General features: G+C 73.2%; 9 protein-coding genes and 1 pseudogene. 4 read left to right on the top strand and 6 right to left on the bottom strand.

Translation table 11 applies throughout. The annotated features are described in order from the left end of the window. Nucleotides 1-58: 58 nt before the first annotated feature. The 3 genes from V6U90_RS18180 to V6U90_RS18190 form a co-directional block, all read right to left on the bottom strand. Entirely contained in the window at nt 59-11,650 is an 11,592-nt protein-coding gene (locus V6U90_RS18180) for a non-ribosomal peptide synthetase/type I polyketide synthase (RefSeq protein ID WP_334437739.1), read from the bottom strand. After that, nucleotides 11,647-12,921, bottom strand: coding sequence for an MFS transporter (locus V6U90_RS18185; protein WP_334437742.1), 1,275 nt, complete (start codon nt 12,919-12,921; stop codon nt 11,647-11,649). Before V6U90_RS18185 ends, V6U90_RS18180 begins: the two co-directional genes overlap by 4 nt. A 79-nt stretch (nt 12,922-13,000) precedes the next feature. Beyond that, the gene (locus tag V6U90_RS18190; RefSeq protein WP_334437745.1) at nt 13,001-13,600 is read right to left on the bottom strand and encodes a dTMP kinase; all 600 of its coding nucleotides are present in this window, start codon (nt 13,598-13,600) and stop codon (nt 13,001-13,003) included. A gap of 32 nt (nt 13,601-13,632) precedes the next feature. On the opposite strand from V6U90_RS18190, the gene V6U90_RS18195 reads away from it, so the two are divergent. Continuing rightward, on the top strand, nt 13,633-14,490 hold the full coding sequence (locus tag V6U90_RS18195) for a TrmH family RNA methyltransferase (RefSeq protein WP_334437748.1): 858 nt from the start codon (nt 13,633-13,635) through the stop codon (nt 14,488-14,490). 136 nt (nt 14,491-14,626) lie between these two features. On the opposite strand, the pseudogene V6U90_RS18200 reads toward V6U90_RS18195, so the two are convergent. Then, a pseudogene (locus tag V6U90_RS18200) lies at nt 14,627-14,815 on the bottom strand (DUF397 domain-containing protein). A 176-nt stretch (nt 14,816-14,991) separates the two neighbouring features. Here V6U90_RS18200 and argG point away from each other — a divergent pair. Next, nucleotides 14,992-16,443 carry an argininosuccinate synthase gene (argG, locus tag V6U90_RS18205; RefSeq protein ID WP_334437752.1) on the top strand — a complete coding sequence of 484 codons (1,452 nt, stop codon included), beginning with the start codon at nt 14,992-14,994 and terminating at the stop codon, nt 16,441-16,443. A gap of 89 nt (nt 16,444-16,532) precedes the next feature. Then, nucleotides 16,533-18,299: a PucR family transcriptional regulator gene (locus V6U90_RS18210; RefSeq protein WP_442933610.1), complete on the top strand. Its 1,767-nt coding sequence runs from the start codon at nt 16,533-16,535 to the stop codon at nt 18,297-18,299. A 114-nt stretch (nt 18,300-18,413) separates the two neighbouring features. Here V6U90_RS18210 and V6U90_RS18215 read toward each other — a convergent pair whose 3' ends face one another. Next, a complete protein-coding gene (locus V6U90_RS18215) occupies nt 18,414-19,763 on the bottom strand; it encodes a hypothetical protein (protein ID WP_334437757.1) in 1,350 nt (449 codons plus the stop codon). 48 nt (nt 19,764-19,811) lie between these two features. Here V6U90_RS18215 and murD point away from each other — a divergent pair, with 48 nt between their 5' ends. Beyond that, the gene (gene murD / locus V6U90_RS18220) at nt 19,812-21,203 is read left to right on the top strand and encodes a UDP-N-acetylmuramoyl-L-alanine--D-glutamate ligase (protein ID WP_334437760.1); all 1,392 of its coding nucleotides are present in this window, start codon (nt 19,812-19,814) and stop codon (nt 21,201-21,203) included. A 74-nt stretch (nt 21,204-21,277) separates the two neighbouring features. On the opposite strand, the gene V6U90_RS18225 is transcribed toward murD, so the two are convergent. Next, entirely contained in the window at nt 21,278-22,252 is a 975-nt protein-coding gene (locus tag V6U90_RS18225) for a hypothetical protein (protein ID WP_334437763.1), read from the bottom strand. Nucleotides 22,253-22,390: the final 138 nt, after the last annotated feature.

The raw sequence follows: 22,390 nt of genomic DNA on the forward strand, positions 1-22,390 counted from the left end.
GGGGGATCTATCCACTTGTGTACCTTCTGTGGGGCACCACAGCTCCATGATCGACCCGTCAGGGTGTGGGGTAGCCCTGGACGTGGGGCGGCCCGGCGATCCGGGGGAGGGCGTGCGGCGCGGCGCCCCCCTCGGCGAGGATCTCGACGAAACGGTCGCACCAGCGGACCACCGTCGTGTAGTCGAGCCGGTCGGTGGCGTACTCCACCGTGCCGCGTAGCCCGTCGGCGGTCGGTGCGAGCACCGTGGCGTACTCCCGGCGGGCACAGTCGAGCGGCTGATCGACCAGTTCCGCGACCAGCCCCGGCAGGCGCAACGGCGGTAGACCCGGGTTCCAGCCGAGGAGCGCGGTGGCGACCGGCGGCGGCATCCCCTGCCGCCACTGCGGGTCGACCGCCGCGTAGACCTCCGGCAGCGGGGCCGGCTGATGGCGTACCGCGTCCAGGAAGACCGCCTCGGTGCGGCGGACCAGATCCGCGAAGGTACGTACCTCGGCCACCGGCAGTCGCAGCACCAGCGGGCTGGTGAACAGGCCGACGGTCGGCTCGATGTCCCGGCTGTCCCGGTGGGCGTACGGGCCGGCCAGCACCACGTCCCGGTTACCGGTCAACTCGGCGATCAGCAGGGCGTACCCGGCCGCCAGGACGGGGAACATCGTCGTGCCCAGGTCACCGGCGAGCCGGGTCAGTCCGGCGGTGACCTCGTCGGGGATCGGGAAGGCGTACTCGGCGCCCCGACCGGAGGACATGTCCGCCCCCGGCCGGTCCACCGGCAGCGCCACCGCCCGGGGGGCGCCCGCCAACCGGTGTCGCCAGTAGTCGAGCAGCGCGGCGGGGACCGGCTCGGCCCGCTGCCGTCGGGCGTACCCGGGGTAGCTCACCGGGACCGGTTCGAGGGCCGGCCGGGTGCCGTCGAGCACGGCGGCGTACCGTCGCCCGAGTTCGTCGAAGAGCCGGAACATCGACCAGCCGTCGCCGTGCAGATGGTGCACGACGAGCACCAGTACCCAGCGGTCACCGGGGAGCCGGGCCAGTCGGGCCCGCAGCTTCGGCCCGTCGTCGGGGAACGGCTCCCGGCCGGTCGCCACGCACCACCGCTCCACCTCGGGGGCGTCGGTGGGGTGGTCGAGGTCGATGACCGGGAACGGGATCGGCCGGTGGGCGAGGACCTCCTGGCGCAGTTGGCCGTCGTGCCGCACCAGCCGGGTACGCAGCGCCCCGTGCCGGGCGACGAGACCGTCCACCGCCGTGCCGAGCGCCGCCACGTCGAGCCGTCCGGCGAGATTGATCCGGACCGCCATGTGCACCGCCGCCGGGTTCGGCGCGACGCGCTGCCGGTTCCACATGGTCTCCTGCTGGTAGCTGGCCGGCGCGGTCTCCTCCACGGCCGGTGGTTCGCCGGCCGGTTCCCTGGCGGGTTCGGCGGCCGGGTCCCCGGCGGGGTGGCCCGTCTCCGCCGCGACCGGGCTGCCGGCGGGCGCCGCGACCGGGTCGCCGAGCTGCTCCGCGACCGGGTCGTTGACGGGCGCCACCACGGGCGCCACCACGGGCGGCCCGCCGGGTGGCCCGGCCAGGCTCGCGGCGAGCGCGCGTACCCCGGGCGCCCGCAGCACCCGGTCCACGCCGACCTCGGTACCGAGCAGGTCGGTCAACCGGTTCGCCAGTCGCACCGCGCCCAGGGAATGGCCACCGGTGGCGAAGAAACCGTCCTCCAGCGGTACCCGGCCGACGCCCAGCTCGGCACACCAGGCGTCGTGGACCAACCGTTCCAGCCCCGGCTGCGGCACCTGGTCACCGCCGTCGGGCTCGGGCGCCGGCAGCCGGGCCGGGTCGACCTTGCCGGTCTCCCCAGTGGGCAGCGCGTCCAGGAACACCCAGGCCCGGGGTACCAGATAGCCGGGCAACCGGCCGGTCAGCTCCCCGGTCAGCCGGGCTCGCAGCACCGCCGCCGGTTCCGCGTCATCGGTCGGTACGACATACGCCGTCAGGTAGGGCTCGGGGCCACGGTCCTGCCGGGCGATCACAACGGCCTGCCGTACCCCGTCCAGCCGGACCAGCACGGCGGCGGCCTCACCCGGCTCGACCCGGTTCCCGGCGATCTTGACCTGGTCGTCGGTCCGGCCGAGGAACTCCACGGTGCCGTCCCCGCGTAGCCGGACCCGGTCCCCGGTGGCGTACATCAGGGCGCCGGGCACCCCGGAGAACGGCTCCGGCCGGAACGCCGCTGCGCTCTCCGCCGGCCGGCCCAGGTAGCCCCGGGCCAGGCTGCGACCGGCGACGTGCAACTCGCCGACCGCGCCGGGCGGTACCGGCCGACCCCCGGCATCCAGCACGTAGAGCCGTACGTTGTCGACCGGCCCGCCGATGTGGACCGGCCCGGTCCCGTCCGGAGGTACCCGCCCGGCGGTGCTGACGATGGCGTTCTCGGTCGGCCCGTAGGCGTTGACCACCGTCGCCGGGAAGTCGGCCGGTGGCCGGCGCCGCAACTGGCTGCCGCCGACCATCAGGGTCCGGGGCAGGGTGGCGGGGCGGGACCGCAGGGCGAAGACCAGCTCGGCCAGCGGCGCCGGGAGCAGCGCCACGGTCACCCCCTGCGCCGACCACCAGGCCGCCAGCCGGTCCGGGTCGGCGCGCCGGTCGGCCGGTACGAGCGCCACGGTCGCCCCGGCGGCGAGCGCCGGATGGATCTCGGCCAGGTTGGCGTCGAAACCGAGACCGAGCAGGTGCCCGACCACGTCGCCGCCGGTCAGCCCGAGGGTGGCCACGTGCCAGGTGACGGCGTTGACGGCGGCCCGGTGTGGCACGGCCACCCCCTTCGGCCGCCCGGTCGACCCGGAGGTGTAGACGCACCAGGCCAGGTGCTCCGGTCCGGGTACGGCGGTCGGGGCGGGCAGGCCGTCCGGCCCGGCCTCGTCGACCAGCAGCCGGGTGACCCCGTCCGGCGTGGCGATCTCCGTACCGGTGAGCACCAGCCGGGCCCCGCTGTCGGCCAGCAGCCCGGTCAGGCGGGCGGGCGGGGTGTCCGGGTCCAGCGGGAGAAACGCGGCACCGGCCATCAGCACGCCGAGTTGTGCGGCGATCAGCTCCGGCCGGCGGGGCAGCAGCACAGCGACGATGTCGTCCGGGCCGACCCCCTCGGCGGCCACCCGCCGGGCCAGCCCGTCGGCCCGCTCGCGCAGCTCCCGGTAGGTCCACCGGTCCGGTCCGGCGACCACCGCGACCGCGTCCGGGGTGACCGCCGCCTGCCGGAGGAACAGGTCGTGCAACCGGTCCCCGGTCGGCGGCGTCACCGGGCCGCACAGCCCGTCGCCAGGGTGGTCGAGCCGGTCGGTCAGTACGGTCAGCGACGACTGCGGGGACCGGGTCGCGGCGTCCAGGAACCGGTGCAGGTGGTCGACGAGCCGTTCCACCGTGGTCGGGTCGAGGATCTCGGTGCGGTACTCGATGTGCACGTCGACGGCGTCATCGTGGGACAGGTACACCATCAGGTCGGCCGGAGCCTTGTCCAGCCCGACCGGCAGCAGTTCGGCGGTGACCCCCGGCAGGTCGAAGCTGAACGCGGCGCCGCGTTCGTACTCGACGACGACGTCGAAGAGCGGGTTCCGGCCGGGTTCCCGGACCGGGGCGAGTGCCGCGACCAGTTCGTCGAAGGGCAGGTCGGCGTGTTCGTACCCGTCGGCGGCGGTGGCCTGTACCCGGGCCACCAGTTCCCGGAAGGTCGGGTCGCCGTGCAGGTCCAACCGGAGCGGGACGGTGTTGATGAAGAACCCGACCAGGTCGGCAGAACGGTCGTCCCGGCCGCTCATCCCGGTACCGACCACCAGGTCGCCGTGGCCGCCACCGAACCGGGACAGCACGACGCCGAATGCGCTCAGCAGGGTGGTGAACGCGGTGACCCGCTCGGCCCGGCTGAAAAGCTCGATGCGCCGGGTCAGCTCGGCCGGGAGTTGACGGAACAGGCTGCGGCCGGTGGCCGACGGCACGGCCGGGCGGGGCAGGTCGGACGGCAGTACCAGGGTGGGTGGCGGCGGGTCGAGCTGGTGCAGCCAGTACCGCAGCGCTTTCTCCCGGCCGTCGCCCCGGACCCGGTCGTCCCGGGCGAGCTGCGGATAGCTGGTGGTCAGCGCCGGCAGCGCGGGTGCCCGGTGGTCGACCCGGGCTCGGTAGTACTCGGACACCTCCCTGGTCAGGATGGCGTACGACCCGCCGTCGGTGGCCAGATGGTGGAAGGAGAGCACCAGGACGTGCCGGGTGGGGGCGAAGCGGAGCAGGGTGAACGCGAAGACCGGTCCGGCGGTCAGGTCGAAGCGGCGGCGGCTCTCCCGGGCCATCACCTCCCGGACCGCCTCGTCCTCGTCCTCGTCTTCGTCCCGGCCGGTCCGGTCGAGCACCGGGCACTCCACCGGCACCGTGGCCCGGACCACCTGGTGCGGTACCCCGTCGATCTCCCGGTAGACGGTGCGCAGCGCGGCGTGCCGGTCGACCACATCCTGTAGTGCCCCGTGCAACGCCGGTACGTCGAGTGGGCCGGTCAACCGGACCGCGGCCGCCTCGTTGTAGGCCGGGCTGTTCGGGTCGAGCTGCGCCGTGATCCACAGCCGGCGCTGGGCAGCCGACAGCGGTGCGACCTCGTCCCGTGCCGTACCCCCGGCCGCCGCTGCTGCGGTGCCAGGTGCGGTCGGGGTGGCGGTCGCTGCGGTGCCGGGCGCGGTCGGGGTGGCGGTCGCTGCGGTGCCGGGGGTGGTCGCTGCCGGGGCGTCGGCGGCTGCTGGCGGTGTGGCGGCTGCCGGGTGGCGGTGCGGCGTCGCGCGCCGTACCGCGTCGATGTACGGCAGTCCGGCCCGGACCGCGTCGGCGGGCAGACCGAAGTCGACGAAGCAGGCGATCTCGTCCACGCCCGTGTCGAGTACCGCCGTCACCACCTCCCGGCAGCTCTGCGGGGTGCCGATCAGGGCGCGCTCCGCGCAGTACCGTGCGTACGCCTGGGACAGCACGAACCGGACATCCTCGTCCGGGGTACCGGCCAGGTCGATGGTCATGCCGAGGCTGTTGGTCACCTGCCCGAGCAGCCCCAGCGAGGAACGCAGGTACCGGTGGAACGGTTCGAAGGCCTCGGCGCGTACCCGGTCGAGGTCGTCACCGAGATAGGTGTGCAGCAGCACGGTGATCCGGCCGGCGGCCGGATCGAGCCCGTGTTCGGCACGGGTCCGCCGGTACAGCGCGATGTTCGCGGCGAGCTGGGCGACATCCTGGGTCATCAGGTTGGTCACCACGCCGACGTCGTTGCGGGCGGCCTCCCGGTAGCTCTCCGGGTTGCCGACGATCGCGGTGAACGCGGGCGGCGTGGACTGGATCGGCCGGGGGAAGAGCCGTACCTCGGTGGGCTCACCGTTGCCGGCGCGGGCGGCCACCGCCTCACCGCGCCACAGCCGCCGCACCGTGGCCAGGTGCTCGTACATCACCTGCTTGTGCCGACCGTAGTGCTCCGGGAAGAAGACGAAGTCGTTGGCGTGCCACCCGGGCGCACAGCCCAGCCCCACCCGGCCACCCGAGAGGTTGTCCACCATGGACCATTCCTCGGCCACCCGGACCGGGTGGTGCAGGGGCAGCACCACCGATCCGGCGTTGAGCCGGATCCGGCGGGTACGCGTGGCGAGGGCGGCGGCGAGGACGGCCGGATTGGGGAAGATCCCGCCGAAGGAGTGGAAGTGCCGCTCCGGGAGCCACACCGCGTGAAATGCGTGCTCGTCGGCGAACTGTACGGCGTCCAGAAGTACGCCGTACTTGTCGTTGTTGTCCTGATCCGGGTAGTCGCCGAAAAAGTACAGGCTGAAGTCGGCGCTGTCCCGGCCGGTTTCGGTGTTCCGGTCGGTTTTGTTGTTCCGGTCGGTTCTGTTGGCCCGGCTCGTTCCGCTGTCGGGGGCGTCGCCGGTGGCCGTGGTTGGGGAGGCGGCCGGGCCTGTGTCGATTACCGGTACCCGTTGTGCCGGTCCGGCCGGGGCCGGCGGTACGGGTCCTGCGGGCACCGCCCCGGTGGTACCGAGCAGGGTGAGCTGCTGCTGCATCAGATCGAGCTGGCGGTGGATGATGCCGGTCAGTTCCGACGACGCCGGACGACCGCCGCCCACCGTCGACCCGGCTGCCGGGATACCGACGCCTGCCCCGGTCGGCGGGACGGCTGCTCCCCCGGCCGCGTCGACACGGGCGGCGACGGTCGGCGTCCCGATCTGGCGCGGTACGTCCACGGGGCGCGGAGGTCCGTCCTGCTGCGAAGGGTCGACGTCCTGCGGCGCCTGGATCTGCTGCGGCGGACCGACCCGCTGGGGAGGGTCGATGTGCTGCGGCGCCTGGATCTGCTGCGGCGGGTCGACCTGATGTGACGGTTCGTTCTGGCGGGGTGGATCGACCTTGTGCGGTGGTTCGGCCGGTCGTGCCGTGGACGGTTCGTCGGCCGGTTGTGCGCGGGTGACCACGTCGGCGAGTCGACGTGGGGTGTCGACCGCACCGAACAGGTCCCGGACCGGTACCCGTACCCCGAACTCCCGGTCGATCTGCCGGGACATGGTGATCAGCAGCAGCGAGTCGGCGCCCAGGTCGAAGAAGCTGCGGTCCGGGTCGACCGAGGACGCCAGCAGGCCGAGGCGTTCGGCGGTCAGCTCGCACACCCTGGTGAGCACCGGCCCGTCCACCGGCTCATTCACCGGCCCGTCGGCGGCCCGGGGGGCCACCGGCTGCTCCGCAGGCCTGTCCGGCCGCTCGTCTGCCGGTGAGGTGTTAATAAGGGGCCCTTCCTCTACCGAATGCGTTAATAGGGGGCCCTTCCTTACATGCCAGAAGGTGCGGTGCTGGAACGGGTAGGCCGGCAGGGGCACCCGCCGGCCGCCGTACCCGTCGGTGAGCGCCGCCCAGTCCACCGGGACGCCCGCCGCGTGCAGCCGGGCCACCGCGTGCCACAGGCCGGTGGCCGGGTCCCGCGCGGGCTGCTGCGACGGTACCCAGTGCAGGCCGGTGCCGGCGGCGCGGGCGATGCCGGTCAGCACGGCGTCCGGTCCCGCCTCGATCACGGTCCGGCAGCCCGTGGCCGCGAGGGTACGCACGGCGGCGTCCCACTGGACCGTCTCCCGGGCCTGTCGGCACAGGTGGTCGGCGTCGGGCCGCCAGCCCGGTTCCCGGATCCGGCCGTCGAGGGTACTGACCAGCGGCACCCGCAGTGGTTGCCAATCGACCCGGTCGATCAGGGTCCGGAACCGGTCCAGCGCCGGCTCCACCGCCGGTGAGTGGAAGGCCCGGGTGACCGCCAGCCGCCGGGTCGGTACGCCGTGCCGCCCGGCCCACTCGGCGACGGCGTCGACGGCGGCGGACGGACCGGCCAGTACGTGGTGCCGGTCGCCGTTCACGGCGGCCAGTACCAGCCCGGATCCGCTGGTCAACCCGTCGACGACGGCCCGGTCGGCCAGTACGGCGAGCATCGCCCCGACCGGCATGAGGTCCTGCATCAGCCGGCCCCGCTTAGCGGTCAGCCACACCGCGTCCTCGACCGACAGTGCCCCGGCGACGGCCAGCGCCGCGTACTCGCCGACACTGTGCCCGACCACCTGGTCCGGGTGCACCCCCCAGGACCGCCAGAGTTCCGCCAGACCGACCCCGGCCACCACCAGGGCCGGCTGGACGATTCCGGTCGGCCAGCCGCCGGCGCCCGGCGGTTGGTGGAGCTGTGCGACCAGGTCATCGCCAACGGCCGCCCGGTACGCGGCGGCGGCCCGGTCGAGTACCGCACCGGCCTCCGGGAACCGCCCGGCCAGGCTGAGGACGACCGCACGCAGGTCGCCCTGTCCCGGGAAGGCCAGGGTGACCGGGCCGGCACCGGCGCCCCGGGCGTCCCCGGTGTGCCGCTCCGGGTCGGCGGCACCGGTGACGAACCGGTCCAGTGCGTCGGCCAGTTCCGCAGGGGAGTCACCCACCACGGCCAGCCGGTGGCGCAACTGCCGGCGGCCGGCTGCGGCGGTCCGGACCAGGTCGGCGAGGCGCAGGTGAGGATCGGCGCGTAACCGGTCCCGGTACCGGCCGGCGAGTTCCCGCAGCGCCACCGGGTCGGCCGCCGACAGCGGCAGCACGCCGGGCGCCGGGTGGGCGGGTGCGGGTACCGCCGCCGGTGCGGGCGGCTCCTCGACGATCACGTGGGCGTTGGTGCCGCCCACCCCGAGCGCGCTGACCGCCGCCCGGCGGGGGAACCGGCCGGCCGGCCAGCCGGTGGCGGTGGTGGTGACGGTGAACGGCCCGCCGGTCAGGTCGACGGCCGGGTTCGGCCGGTCGAAGTTGATCTGCGGGGGGATCCGTCCGGTGCGGACCATCAGCACCGTCTTGAGCAGCCCTGCCATCCCGGAACAGCTGTCCAGGTGGCCGATGTTCGCCTTCACCGAGCCGAGCAAAAGCCGGCCGCCGTCGTACGCCTCGCGCAGGGCGCGGTACTCGACCGGGTCACCGAGTTCGGTGCCGGTGCCGTGCGCCTCGACGTACCCGACCGAACCGGCCGGGATGTCCGCGTTGCGCAGCGCCCGGCGGATCACGTCGACCTGTCCGGTGACGCTCGGCGCGGTGAAGCCGACCTTGCCGGCCCCGTCGTTGTTCACCGCCGAGCCGATGATGACCGCGTGGACCGGGTCACCGTCGGCCAGCGCCCGTTCCAGGGGCTTGAGCACCACGGCGGCCACCCCGTTTCCGCCCACGGTGCCGTCGGCCGCCGCGTCGAACGGCCGGCACCGTCCGGTCCGGGACAGGATCGAGCCCGGGGCGTACCGGTATCCGGTGACCTGCGGTACGTGCAGCGCGGCGGCACCGGCGAGCATCACGTCGGCGTCGCCGTCGAGCAGCTCCCGGACCGCGAGGTGCACCGCGACCAGCGAGGTGGAACAGGCGGTCTGGACGCCGATCGCCGGGCCGGTCAGCCCCAGCCGGTACGCGACCCGGGTGGCCAGGAAGTCCGGCTGGTTGCCCAGCGCGGTGCCGATCACGGCGGCCGGGTCACCGGACTCGACGACCCCGGGCAGATTGTGCCGCAGGTAGGTCTGGTGGGTGTACAGGTTCATGCCGCTGCCCGCGTACAGCCCGATCCGCTGTCCACCGGTCGGGCCGGCGTACCCGGCGTCCTCCAGGGCGTGGTGGCAGACCTCCAGGAAGAGCCGGTGCTGCGGATCGAGCAGTTCGGCCTCCCGGGCGCTGATGCCGAAGAAGTCCGCGTCGAAGCCGGCCACGTCGTCGAGTACGCCGCTGGCGGACACGAAGTCCGGTGCGTGTACCCGTTCTGCGGGCAGGCCGGCGGCGAGCAGTTCCGGGGCGGTGAAGTGTCGGACGCTCTCCACGCCGGCCAGCAGGTTGGCCCAGTATCCGTCGACGTCGGCGGCGCCGGGGAACCGGGCGGCCATCCCGATCACCGCGATCCGCCGGTCCCGGCCCGGCCGCCCCGACGGCCGGGTACGGGCGGGCGCACCGACCATCGCCGTCGCGACCGGCTGCGGCGACGGCGACGCGACCGGTTCCGGTTCCGGTTCCGGCTCCGGCGACGCGACCGGCTGCGCCGTCGCGACCGCTACCGGTTCCGCCGCCGTTTCGGTGAGGTGCCGGGCAAGGGCGTCCACCGTCGGGTACGCGAAGAGGACCGGCTGGTCGATCCGCCGGCCGAGGTCCTGTTCGAGCCGGGCCCGGAGCCGGACGATCCCGATGGAGCCGACGCCGAGTTCGTAGAAGGGCACGGTGGGGTCCGCCGGTTGGCCGAGGATCCCGGTCACCGCGTCTCCGATGGCGGCCCTGATCGCCCCCGGCCCCCATGGTTGCGGCCGATCCGGCACCCCGGTCTCCGGCGTCCCGGTCTCCGGCGTCCCGGTCTCCGATGCCCGTCCGGCGTCCGGTGCCGGCCCGGCCGGCTCGTCGAACCCGCCGGCCAGAAACCGCTCGCGCAGGGCGGCCCGTTGGATCTTGCCGCCCGAGGTACGCGGGAACTCCACCGCCGGAACGGCCACCACCCGGGCGGGGACGACCTGCCAGCGACGGGCCACCACCGCGCGGACCGCCTGGTCCACCGGTGGCCCGGACCTGCCGGCCCGCCCGTCCGGCACGTAGCAGACGACGAGCGCCTCGGTGCCGGTGCGCGGATCGGGTACGCCGAATGCCGCGACCAGCCCGTCGGTGACCCCGGGCACCGCGCCGGCCACCTGCTCGATGTCGTGGCAGAGGTAGTTGTGGCCGTTCAGGATGATCAGGTCCTTCTCCCGGCCGGTGACGGTGATCCGCCCGTCGACCATGAAGGCCAGGTCACCGGTCGCCAGCCAGTCCCCGTCCGGGAAGGCGACCCGGTCCGCCTCCGGGTCACCGAGGTATCCGGGGGTGACCCGGGGCGACCGGAGCTGCAACCGGCCGATCCGGCCCTCCGGCAGCACCCGGTTGTCGTGGTCGACGATGCGCAGCGTGGTACCGGGCGCCGGGAAGCCGACCGACAGGAACTCGGCCACCCTGGCCGGGTCGTCGGTGCCGGTGGCCCACGCCAGGTCGCCGCCGAGGCTGGCGGTACGGATCCGCTGCCGGCAGCCCGGTGCGCCGTACGAGTCGAAGGTGATGGCGGTGGCGGTCTCCGACATGCCCCACGCCGGGGTCAGGACGCCGGCCGGCACCCCGGTGGCGGTGACGAACGCGGCGAAGGTGGCCGGCAGACACTGCTCACCGCCGCTGACCATTCGGCGCAGCGCGCTCAGATCCCACCGGCGGCCCGGGTCGTCCGCCAGCGCGTCGGTGACCAGGCGCAGCCCGAAGTTCGGCGCCCAGCTGTGCGTCACCCGGTAGGACTCCATCAGGTCCAGCCAGCGCAGCGGGTCCGGCAGGATCAGTTCGGTGGCGACGTGCACGCTGGTCGCACCGAGGTACGCCCCACCCAGCGGATAGAGCAGCAACCCGGCGATGTGGTCCAGCGGCAGCCAGTTGAGCAGTACGTCGTCCGAGCCGATGCCGAGCATGTGCCGGGCCCCGGTGGCGTACCCGGCCAGGCCCCGGTGGGTGAGCTGGATGATCTTCGGCTGGCCGGTGCTGCCCGAGGAGAGTTGCAGCAGCGCCACGTCGTCCGGATCCGGTTCACCGTCCACCGGCGCCGGGTCACCCCAGCCCTCCGGGGTGTCCAGGTCGCCGACGGGTACCACCCGGTCGCGCACCGGGGACCGGTACAGCCCGGCGAGGTCGTCCGTGCCGCCGATGACGACCGGGCCGCCCAGTCTCCGCCAGGTGTTGCCGAGCGCGTCGAGGGCGGGGTTGTCGATGTCGTACGAGGTCGGTGCGGCGGTGGTCAACGGGACGATCCCGCCGAGCAGGCAGCCCCACAGCGCCGGGAAGTACTCACTGTCCGACGAGATGCGGAGCATGGCGTGGTCACCGGGGCCGACCCCCCGGGCCCGGAGCCCGGCGAGGATCCCGCGTCCCCGGGCCAGCAGCGTCGGATAGTCGAGTCCGACCGCCTGCCCGTCGGCCGCCACCACGTGGATCCCCGAGGTCGGGAACCGTTCCGCGGCCCGGACCAGCGCCTGTCCGACGGTCCGCGGAAGGTCCGGGTCGGTGGGCGGTTCGGCGCCTCGGCTGATGGCCGGGGGACGGGTGGACGGTGCGGGGGTCATGACGTCACCTCGACCGGTTGGGGGGTGGGCTGATGGTCACGGTGGCCCGGTCGGTTCCGTAGCCGGCTGACCAGGAGGAAGGCGAGTGCGATGGCCAAAGCGAAGCCGTGGGCGGCAGCGATCACTGGCAGTGGTGCGTACCGGTCGAGCAGCGCCGCGCAGCCGACCATGCCGAGGCCGAAGCCGGCGTTCTGCGCCGCACTGGCGAAGCCGAAGAGCTGGGCCCGCCGGTTGGCCGGGGCGGCCTGCAACCGGGTGGTGTAGCTGATCTCGGCGTACCCGTCCGCCGCGCCGGCCGCGACGGCGACCGGGACCAGCAGCCAGAGCGGCAGCCCGGTGAACGCGAGCACGAAGAAGACCGACATCGCGCAGGTGGCGATGCCGAACGCCCGTTCCGAGGTGATCCGGGCGCCACGGCCGGTCCGCCAGGCCACCCAGCGTCCGGCGACCAGGCTGCCCACCGCCCAGGCCGTGGTGAACGTGGCGGCGAAGGCGGCCGGGTCGTCGGGCCGGACCAGGTTGGCGTACACCGGGAGGCCGACGTTGTGCGACGCGGAGCCGAGCGCGTCGGCGGCGCGTACCCCGATCATGCCCACCACCACGGGCCCGACGCTGCGCAGCAGCGCGCGGCGGTCACCCGCCCGGCCCGGCCCGGCGCCGTGCCCTCCGGTCGCCGCCGCCCGACCCCACCGGCTGCGGAGCGTGACCAGCAGCAGCGCGGAGAGCAGGTAGGTCGCCGCGTCGAGCAGGAACGCCGCCGAGTAGCCGACCCGGGCGACCAGCAGGCCCGCGCTGGCGAAGCCGAGCAGCATGGCCACCGACCGGGCCGTCACCAGTCGACTGTTGGCCCGGGCGAGCTGATCGGCGGTGACCAGGTCGGGCAGGCCGGACCGCAACGCCACCCCCCACAGGGTCTGTCCGGCGCCGAGCACCACCGCCACCGGCCAGAGCAGTGCCGGCCGGGCCCCGGCGGGGGCCGCGACCAGCAGCCCGAGCGTCCCGGCGGAGAGCAGGTCGGCGCCGATCATCAGGTACCGGCGGGAGTAGCGGCCGGCGAGTAACCCGGCGAGCGGACCCATCAGGAAACCGGCGGCCAGCCGGACGGCCATGAACAGCCCGGTGCTCAGCGCGGAGCCGGTGATGTGCAGCGCGAACAGGCCCAGGGCCAGCAGGTTCAGGAAGGTGCCGTAGGTCGAGACGGCGTACGCGGTGGCGATGACGACGACCGTGCGGGCCGACCGGTCCGCCACCGCCGTGGTAACCGTCAACATGGCCCCCGGTCCTGACGGTCGAACTTACCAGGATCGATCATGCCTTCGTCGCAGATCGATTTCAACCGGTCCGGATCAGTCAGAAACCGGACTGGCGTACCGCCCGGTGCAGCGCCTCGGCGACCACGGTCAGTTCGGCATCCGCATCGACCACCACGAACCCGCCGAACTCCGGCAGGCTGCGGTACGCCCGGTCGCGCGCCTGGAGGTGGTCCGGTTCCTCCGTGTCGATCCCCCGTGCCAGCACCCGGTCCCGGGCCCGATCGGGCGCGGCGGCGAGGAAACACACCAGGTCCGGTCGGGGAAACCAGGAGTACGCCGCCTGGACGAGCCGCTCACCCCGGTCACCCCGGTACCGCATCATGGCGTACTGGCAGTAGGTGTACCGGTCCATGACCGCGGTCCGTCGGGTCAGCCGCGACCAGACCAACGCCCGGGCGATGCCGACCCCGCGCAGCGTCGCCTCGATCATCGGGTACGCGCGCCGGCCGAACAACGCGACGCCGTCCCGGCGGCCGAGTACCCGGGCCAGCCGGTCGAACACCGGCCGGCCGCCCCCGTTCTCGAAGTAGCTGGCGGGGATGCCCTGCCCGCAGAGCCACCGGGCGAGTTGCCGGGCCTGCGTGGTCTTACCGGTTCCGTCGATGCCGACCAGTGCGATCACTCTGCGACGGCCCATGATCGATCAATCTAGCGCCCGACCCCTCCGCGGTGGGTCCCGTGGCCGGTGCGGACCCCTGCCGGCCGCCCCGGCAGAATCGGCGGGTGCACGTCGAAGAGATCACCGACCCCGCCGACGACCGGATCGCCGACTACCGTGCGCTGACCGACGTCGAGCTGCGTACCCGGTGGGAGCCCCCACACGGGCTCTTCATCGCCGAGGGCGAGCTGGTGCTGCGCCGGGCACTGCGGGCCGGGTACCCGCCCCGGTCGTTCCTGGTCGACGCGAAACGGGTCGACCAGCTCGGTGACCTGGACACCGGGGACGCGCCGGTGTACGCGGCCACCCCGGACGTGTTGCAGCAGGCCACCGGATTCCACGTGCACCGTGGGGTGCTGGCCTCGTTCCGGCGGCGGGAGCTGCCGACAGTGGCCGACGTGCTCGCCACCGCGCGCCGGGTGGTGATCCTGGAGGACGTCAACAACCACACCAACCTCGGCGCGATCTTCCGGGCCGTCGCCGCGCTCGGCGTGGACGCGGTGCTGCTCTCGCCGTCCTGTGCCGATCCGCTCTACCGGCGGAGCGTCCGGGTCAGCATGGGTGAGGTCTTCGCCGTGCCGTACGCCCGGTTGGAGCCCTGGCCAACCGGCCTGGACGCGGTGCGGGCGGCCGGTTTCACCGTGCTGGCGATGACCCCCGCCCCGGACGCGGTGCCGATCCAACGGCTCACCCCGGAGCAGCGGGTCCGCGTGGCCCTGCTGCTCGGCGCCGAGGGGGCCGGTCTCACCGCCGCCGCGATGGCCGGCAGTGACGTCCGGGTGGTGATCCCGATGCGGCGCAACGTCGACTCGCTCAACGTGGCCGCCGCGACCGCCGTCGCCTGCTGGGAACTCGGCCGCGACGACTGACCCGCAGTCGTGCTCGGCGAAATCTTGATCGTTTGCAGTCGAGCGGCGTGACACGCCGACCGAAGTGCAGCTGAGCTGCAAACGATCAAGAACAGGTCACGACGTCCGTCGCCCTGTTGCTGGTCCCTCTAACGGGTCAGTGCCGCTTGGCGAACTCGACGAACGCCTTCCAGGTCGCCGGCTCGAAGGTGAGCGCCGGCCCCGCTGTGTCCTTGCTGTCGCGGACGCCGACGACGCCCGGCAGGTTGTCGGCCACCTCAATGCAGTTGCCCGAGTTGCCGCTGCTCCGGGTGCTCTTGTGTCAGATCGCGCCGGTCAGGTCCATGACTCTGCTGCCTCCGAGATCAACTTGAGGGTAGCCCCGTGGGGTATCGCCTCGGCTCGCACAGGCTGGAGTACACGACGTAGAGCGCGCTCTCTGTCCAGGCAGGGTGGGCCGGTTCGGCAGCAGAGGAACACCCGGGTTTGCATGATCATGCAACCTGGTGCATTATTTTCCTTGTGTCCAAGGTTCTCACCTCCCTGCCCATCGGCGAACGTGTCGGCATCGCCTTCTCCGGCGGCCTCGACACCTCGGTCGCGGTCGCGTGGATGCGCGACAAGGGCGCCGTTCCCTGCGCCTACACCGCCGACATCGGCCAGTACGACGAGCCCGACATCGCGTCGGTGCCCGGTCGCGCGCTCAGCTACGGTGCCGAGGTCGCCCGACTGGTCGACTGCCGCGCCGCCCTGGTCGAGGAGGGTCTGGCGGCGCTGACCTGCGGGGCCTTCCATATCCGTTCGGGCGGACGGGCGTACTTCAACACCACCCCGCTGGGTCGAGCCGTGACCGGGACCCTGCTGGTACGGGCGATGATCTCCGACGACGTCCAGATCTGGGGCGACGGCTCGACCTTCAAGGGCAACGACATCGAGCGGTTCTACCGGTACGGCCTGCTGGCCAACCCGCAGTTGCGGATCTACAAGCCGTGGCTGGACACCGACTTCGTCACCGAACTGGGTGGGCGTAAGGAGATGTCGGAATGGCTGCTGGAACGCGGCCTGCCGTACCGGGACAGCACCGAGAAGGCGTACTCCACCGACGCCAACATCTGGGGCGCCACGCACGAGGCGAAGACCCTCGAACACCTTGACACCGGTATCGAGACGGTCAACCCGATCATGGGGGTTCGGTTCTGGGACCCGTCGGTGGAGATCCCGACCGAGGATGTCACGATCGGCTTCGACCAGGGTCGTCCGGTGAGGATCAACGGTAAGGAGTTCGGCAGCCCCGTCGATCTGGTGCTGGAGGCCAACGCCATCGGCGGCCGGCACGGCCTGGGCATGTCGGACCAGATCGAGAACCGGATCATCGAGGCCAAGAGCCGGGGCATCTACGAGGCGCCCGGCATGGCGCTGCTGCATGCCGCGTACGAACGGTTGGTCAACGCCATCCACAACGAGGACACCCTGGCGAACTACCACAACGAGGGCCGCCGCCTCGGTCGGCTGATGTACGAGGGGCGCTGGCTGGACCCGCAGGCGCTGATGCTGCGCGAGTCGTTGCAGCGCTGGGTCGGCACGGCGGTCACCGGCGAGGTGACATTGCGGCTACGCCGGGGCGAGGACTACTCGATCCTGGACACCACCGGCCCGGCATTCAGCTACCACCCCGACAAGCTGTCGATGGAGCGTACCGAGGACTCGGCGTTCGGCCCGTCGGACCGGATCGGCCAGCTCACCATGCGCAACCTGGACATCGCCGACTCGCGGGCGAAGCTGGAGCAGTACGCCACCCTCGGCATGGTCGGCGGCGCGACCCCCCAGCGGATGGTCGGAGCCGCGCAGGCGGCCTCTACCGGGCTGATCGGTGCGATGCCACAGGGCGGCGCGGAAGCCATCGCCTCCCGGGGCGTCTCCTCCGCCGACGACGAGGCACTCGACCGCGCCGCAATGGAGTTCGGCGTCGACTGAGCGACGCCTCGGTAGAAGAAGAGGATCAGTAGAGCTCCGCCCTGACGGCTGGTACGAGCATCGGGGTAACCGAGGGTAGCGTGACGCCCGTGTTCCCTACCGTGCGTGAGGTTCTCGCCCTCGACCCGGTCCGGCACGGCGTTCCCCGGCTGGTCGCCGGGGAGAACGGGCTGGACCGGCCGGTGCGCTGGGTGCACGTGGCCGAGGTGCCGGACATCGCCACCCTGCTCGGCGGTGGCGAACTGGTCCTGACCACCGGGATCGGCCTACCCGCCGACGACGCGGGACTGCGGGCCTTCATCGGCGACCTGGCAGACGTGGGCGTCTCCGGTCTGGTCGTCGAGCTGGGGCGCCGGTACGTGGGCAACGTGCCCCGGGTGATGGTCGCCGCCGCCCAGCGCCGTGGCCTGCCCTTGGTCGAGCTGCGCCGGGCCACCCCGTTCGTCCGGGTCACCGAGGCGGTGCACGCGCTGATCGTGGATGCGCAGCTCACCGAACTGCGGGCCACCGAGGAGATCCACCAGCGGTTCACCGACCTGTCGGTGGAGGGGGCCGGACCCGGGGACGTGGTCCGGCAGGCCGCCGAGCTGTCCGGTTGCCCGGTGGTGCTGGAGAACCTGTCCCGGCAGGTCCTGGCGTACGACCCGGCCGGGGAGAGCGCCGGGCTGCTGCTCGACGGCTGGGAGCAGCACTCACGGCGGATCCAGCCGACTGGGCGGACCGCGTACGACCCGGACAGCGGCTGGCTGGTCACCATGGTGGGCGCCCGGGGCCAGGACTGGGGCCGGTTGCTGCTGCGCTGGCCCGGCGGGGAACTCGCCGGGCCGCCCGGGTCACCCCCGACACGGTTGACCATCCTGGTCGAACGGGCCGCCTCCACCCTGGCCCTGGGGCGGCTGATCCAGCGGGACGCCGAGGGGCTGGAGCGGCAGATCCACCGCACCCTGCTGACCGCGCTGCTCGACCACGCCCGGCCGGTCGACGAGGTGGCGTTGCGCGCCCGCGCACTGGGCGTGGTGCTGGAACGCCGGCACCTGGTCGGGGTGGTGATCCGGTACCGGGCCGACGAGACCGGCGGCGAGGGCGGCCCGGAGGCGGCGCAGTCCCGGTTGCGTGATCTGGCCGAGGCGGTCGGGCACGCGCTACGCGAGGCGAAACTGACCGCGTTGACCAGCGCGATCGACGACCAGGCGGTGGGTGCCCTGCTCGCGTTGACCGATCCGGCCACCGAGGACCGGGCGCTCACCGCGTTCGCCGCCGCCCTGCGCCGGGTGCGCCTCGACGGCACGTTGGCCCGGCAGGCCGCCGCCGGTCCGGTCGGCGGTGGCGGGCCCGGCGCCGGCCCGTCATGTGGTACGACCGCCGTCGGCGGGGTGGTTGCCGGGACCGGTCCGGCGGGTATGCCAGGCGCGGTGATCGTGGCGGCCGGCTCCGGGGTGGGTACCCTCCGGGAGGCGCGCCGGTCGCTGATCGAGGCACGGCAGATTGCCGACGCCGCCCGCCGGGACCGACGGGACCTGCCGGTGTTCCGGTTGCCCCACGTCGGGCTCGCCGGCCTGCTGCACCTGCTGCGGGACGAGCCCCGGTTGCAGACCTTCGTCGAGCGTGAGCTGGGCCCGCTGCTGGCCTACGACGCCCGGCATCCGCGTGAGCAGTTGCTCGGCACCCTGCGGGCGTACCTGGAGCAGGGGCGCAACAAGTCGGCCGCCGCCGCTGCGGCGCACCTGTCCCGGCCGGCGTTCTACGAGCGGCTGGCCCGGATCGGCCGGATCCTCGGCATCGACCTGGACTCGGTACCGGCGTGCCTCTCCCTGCACGTCGCCCTGCTCGCCCTCGACGCGGTCCGCGACACCTGACCCCTCCGGCCGATCCTTGTCGATCATGGACTTGTGGTGGGGCTTCTGTACCCCTTCACGGCTTACGTGGGGCACCACAACACCATGATCGGCCGGCCCCGGCGGGCAGCGGTGCTACTGGAGGGTGGTGAGCAGCTTGGCGTAGGCGGGCGGGACGAAGTTCGGGCCGCCGGGGGTGAACACGTCCGAGTTGTGTGCCGCCGCCCAGGCGGTCTCCGGTACGTCGGCCACCAGGGCCTGCACCACCGGTGCGTGCCGCCACTGCTCCTGCTCGGCGAGCAGGCTCAGGGCCACCACCGACTCCTCCACCTCGCCGACGCACTCGAACGGCTTGTGCCCGCCGATCCCGAGCAGTTCCAGGTAGCCCGGTACCTGCGTCGGGTCGGCGAGCAGATCGGTGCCGAAGATGTGCACCAGCCGCTCCCGGGACATGAACGGTGCCATGGCCAGGAAGACGAACCGGCACTTCGGGCAGTTGCCGCACCAGCGGGCACTCGCGTCGCGCAGCTTGAACGCCGCGTTGCAGCTGGTCACCACGTCGTCGTACCGGTCGATGGTGGCGAAGAGCCGGGCGATGTGCAGCTCCGACAGCGACCGCAGCAGGGAGAAGTACGGCTCGGCGAGCCCGGCGGGCCCGGCCAGCGCGGCGCGCAGCAAACCCTCCGCCTCGACCCCCTTGGACCACTGGTGGTTGATCTCGTGGCCCTGCCACACCAGGTTCGGGTCCGAGGCGGAGCGCTCGTTGGACATCACCACCGGGCCGAGCCCGTGCAGCACGGCGGTGGCCACCGCGATCAGCGAGTTGATCGCGGTCACCGGGATGTGCCCGTTGAGGGCGCCGGCCGCGTTCAGGTCGAACAGCGCCGGGTCGATCCGCCGCCGGGCGGCCAGCGGGGCCAGCCCGGACGCCTCGTTGACCGCCACGATCACGTGGTTGGGGTTGACCGAGAAGGGCACCGGGTCCAGCCCGGCGCGGCGCAGCGCCTCCAGGGTGACGATGGAGTCCTTGCCGCCACCCACCGCCGACAGCGGACGCAGCTCCGAGTTGTCCACCGGCAGGGCCGGGTCGACCGAGCCGGCCGGGATCTCCGGCACCAGCTCCAGCACGTGCGGCAGGTCGTTGCGGTAGGCGTACTCGGCGAGGCCCTTGGTGTAGACGGCGGTGACCAGCGCGGCGGCGGCCTCACCCAGCGGCGTCGGCACCATCAGCCGGCGCGGCGCGGCGGCCTTGTAGTAGCTCACCCCCGCCACGACGTGCAGCAGCTCCAGTACCCGGTTCAGGGTGGTCACCGTGGCGTCCGACGGCGGCACGTCCGGCAGCGGGAACGTCACCACCTCGGTGAACCGCAGCTCACCGCCCGGCCCGGTGAGGGCATAGTCGAACAACGCCTCGCCGGTGGCCAGATCGATCGAGTACGACGGGAACGTGAACGCGGTCATCTGCCCGAGCTGTCCGTTAAGCACAGGCCATACTATTCCGGGTCCGCCCGCCGGAAAGTAAGGAGATCACCCGTGCGCCTGTCTGACCTGCGCGGACGTTCCGTGGCCGTTTGGGGTACCGGACGGGAGGGCCGGGCGGCGGTGACCGCGATCGCCGCGCACGGCCCGGCCGACCTGGTCGCCGTGGACGACAGCGCGAACTTCCTCGCCCTGCCCTGGGAAGGGCCGCTCGCCGAGGCCGCGCCGCTGGTCACCGGCGAGGCGGGGTACGCCCGGCTGGCTGCCGCCGACGTGGTGGTCCGGTCGCCCGGGGTGCCGCAGACCCATCCGTGGCTGGTGGAGCTGCGCCGGCACGGGGCGACCGTCACGCAGGGCAGCGCGCTCTGGATGGCCGACCACGCCGAGCGGACCGTCGGGGTGACCGGCAGCAAGGGCAAGAGCACCACGTCCAGCCTGATCAGCCATCTGCTCACCGCGGTCGACCGGCCGAACGTCTTCGGCGGCAACATCGGGGTACCGCTGCTGGACCTGCCCGACGCCGAGCGGTACGTGCTGGAACTGTCCAGCTACCAGTGCAGTGACCTGACCGACTCGCCCCGGGTCGCGGTGGTCACCTCGCTCTTCCCCGAGCATCTCGACGCGCACGGCGGCGAGCGGGAGTACTACCGGGACAAGCTCAACCTGCTCGCACACGGGCCGCAGACCGTCGTGGTCAACGGCACCGACCCCCGGCTCGCCGCCGAGCTGGCCGACCGGGCCGACTGGGCCGACCGGGCCGAGCGCACCGACCGGCCGGTGGTCCGTGCCGGGCTGCCGGACAGTTTCCACGTCGCCCCCGGCGCCGACGGCAGCCCCTGGCTGTACGCCGCCGACCGGCCGCTCTTCCCGCGTACCACCCTCCGGCTGGTCGGCCGGCACAACGAGAGCAACCTGTGCGTGGCGCTCGCCGTGCTCGACGCGGTGGGGGTGGACTGCGTCGCCGAGCGGGAGGCCCTCGCCGACGCGGTCGCCGCGTTCCACGGCCTGCCGCACCGGCTCACCGAGATCGCCGACCCGTCCGGGTTGACCTTCGTCGACGACACCCTCGCCACCAGCCCCTACTCCGCCGTGCACGCGATCGACGCGTACGACGGCCGGCCGCTGACGGTGATCGTCGGGGGCACCGACCGGGGGCTGGACTACACGCCGCTGCGGGAGGCGCTGGCCACCCGCGAGATCACCGTGATCGGTATCCCGGACAGCGGCGCGCGGATCATCGAGGCACTGACCGACCTGCCCCGGGTCCGGACCGAACTGGTCGAGGACCTGGTCGCGGCGGTCCGGCAGGCCCGCAAGCTCACCCCGGCCGGTGGGGTGGTGCTGCTCTCCCCGGCCGCCCCGAGCTACGGCCGCTTCCGTAACTTCGAGCACCGCTCCGAGGTCTTCGCCCAGGCCGTCGCCGACACCTCCCTGCGGGAGGTGTAAGGAAGGGCCCCTTCTTATCGCTTTCGGTATAGGAAGGGCCCCTTCTTAACACGTCCGGCCCCGTACGGCGGAGGTCAGCCGGACAGGGCGGCGTGCAGGTGGCGCATCGACCGGATCGCCGAGCGGATCTCCTGGAGGTAGCGTCCGGGGGTGAGGGCCGGCTCGGGCAGCGGGCGCAGCGTGGGCAGGTCCGGGTCGACGCCGACGGTGTCCACGCCGCAGCCGTACGGCAGGGCGAGCACCCGCAGCGCGTCGCAGTGCTGGAACGGCACGTAGATCGGCGCGGTGACCATCAGTACCCGGTCACCCGGGGCGAGGCTGACGTGTTCCGCCCAGAACCGCTGGGTGTCCGCGGTGTGCGCGCGGCGTACCGTCGGCTCGCTGGACGGGGCGGCGAGCACCCGGACCGGTGGCCCGCCGGGTTGCCGGTACGTCCGGGTCGACCAGGCCCGGTGCGGGTGGTCGGCGTCCTCGGCGGTCTCCTCGGCGGGGGCGGGTACCCCGAAGGCGGCCCGGACCGCCGCGTCCAGGGCGTCGACCTCGGTGGTGCAGCCGGTGATGCCGGCGTCGGTCAGCATCCGCGTCTCCACCGCCGACAGCGGGCGGAAGCTGCCCAGCGCCGCCACCTCGCCGGTCACCGCCGTCCCACCGCCCAGCAGGTGGGCGGCGTACGAGGTACGCCGGAGACAGGCGTGCGCCAGTCCGCCGAGGACGACCAGGTGGGTGTAGCGGCCGATCGGTGGCGGTACCGGCTCGACCAGCCCCAGGGCCCGGGCCGCGTCGAGGACCAGCTCGACGGTCTCCGGGTCGAGGACTGGTTCGCTGGCGTCGGGGCGTTCCCGGCCGTGCCGGAAGTCCCAGTGTCGGGCGGAGAACGCGTCCAGGGCGGCGAGCAGCGCGCCGGTCCCGCCGTCCGGCCAGTCGCCGCCGAAGCGGGCGACCAGGGTGCGTACCGGCGGGGAGGTCACCCAGTCCTGTACGCCGGCCACGACGGCCGCCGGCACCGCGCCGGTCTGCCCGGTTGGCAACGGTACGTGACGTGTCGGCACTGCCGGATGGTACCGACCGGATTCCCTTGCCCCGGTCGGGCGGACCCGGCCAGGACATTCCGTCAGCCCATGTGCTGCGGAATCAGTCGCCAGAGGGGCTGCCTACCACCGGAAACCGGTCCGTGAGCCGACCAGCGC

Origin of the sequence: Micromonospora sp. CPCC 206060 (assembly GCF_036906895.1) — a bacterium.
Classification (GTDB): Bacteria; Actinomycetota; Actinomycetes; order Mycobacteriales; family Micromonosporaceae; genus Micromonospora.

What these genes read in the sequence shown, in the direction of transcription:
- V6U90_RS18180 (WP_334437739.1), bottom strand. Translation starts at nt 11,650, where the DNA reads ATGACCCCCGCACCGTCCACCCGTCCCCCGGCCATCAGCCGAGGCGCC.
- V6U90_RS18185 (WP_334437742.1), bottom strand. Translation starts at nt 12,921, where the DNA reads ATGTTGACGGTTACCACGGCGGTGGCGGACCGGTCGGCCCGCACGGTC.
- V6U90_RS18190 (WP_334437745.1), bottom strand. Translation starts at nt 13,600, where the DNA reads ATGGGCCGTCGCAGAGTGATCGCACTGGTCGGCATCGACGGAACCGGT.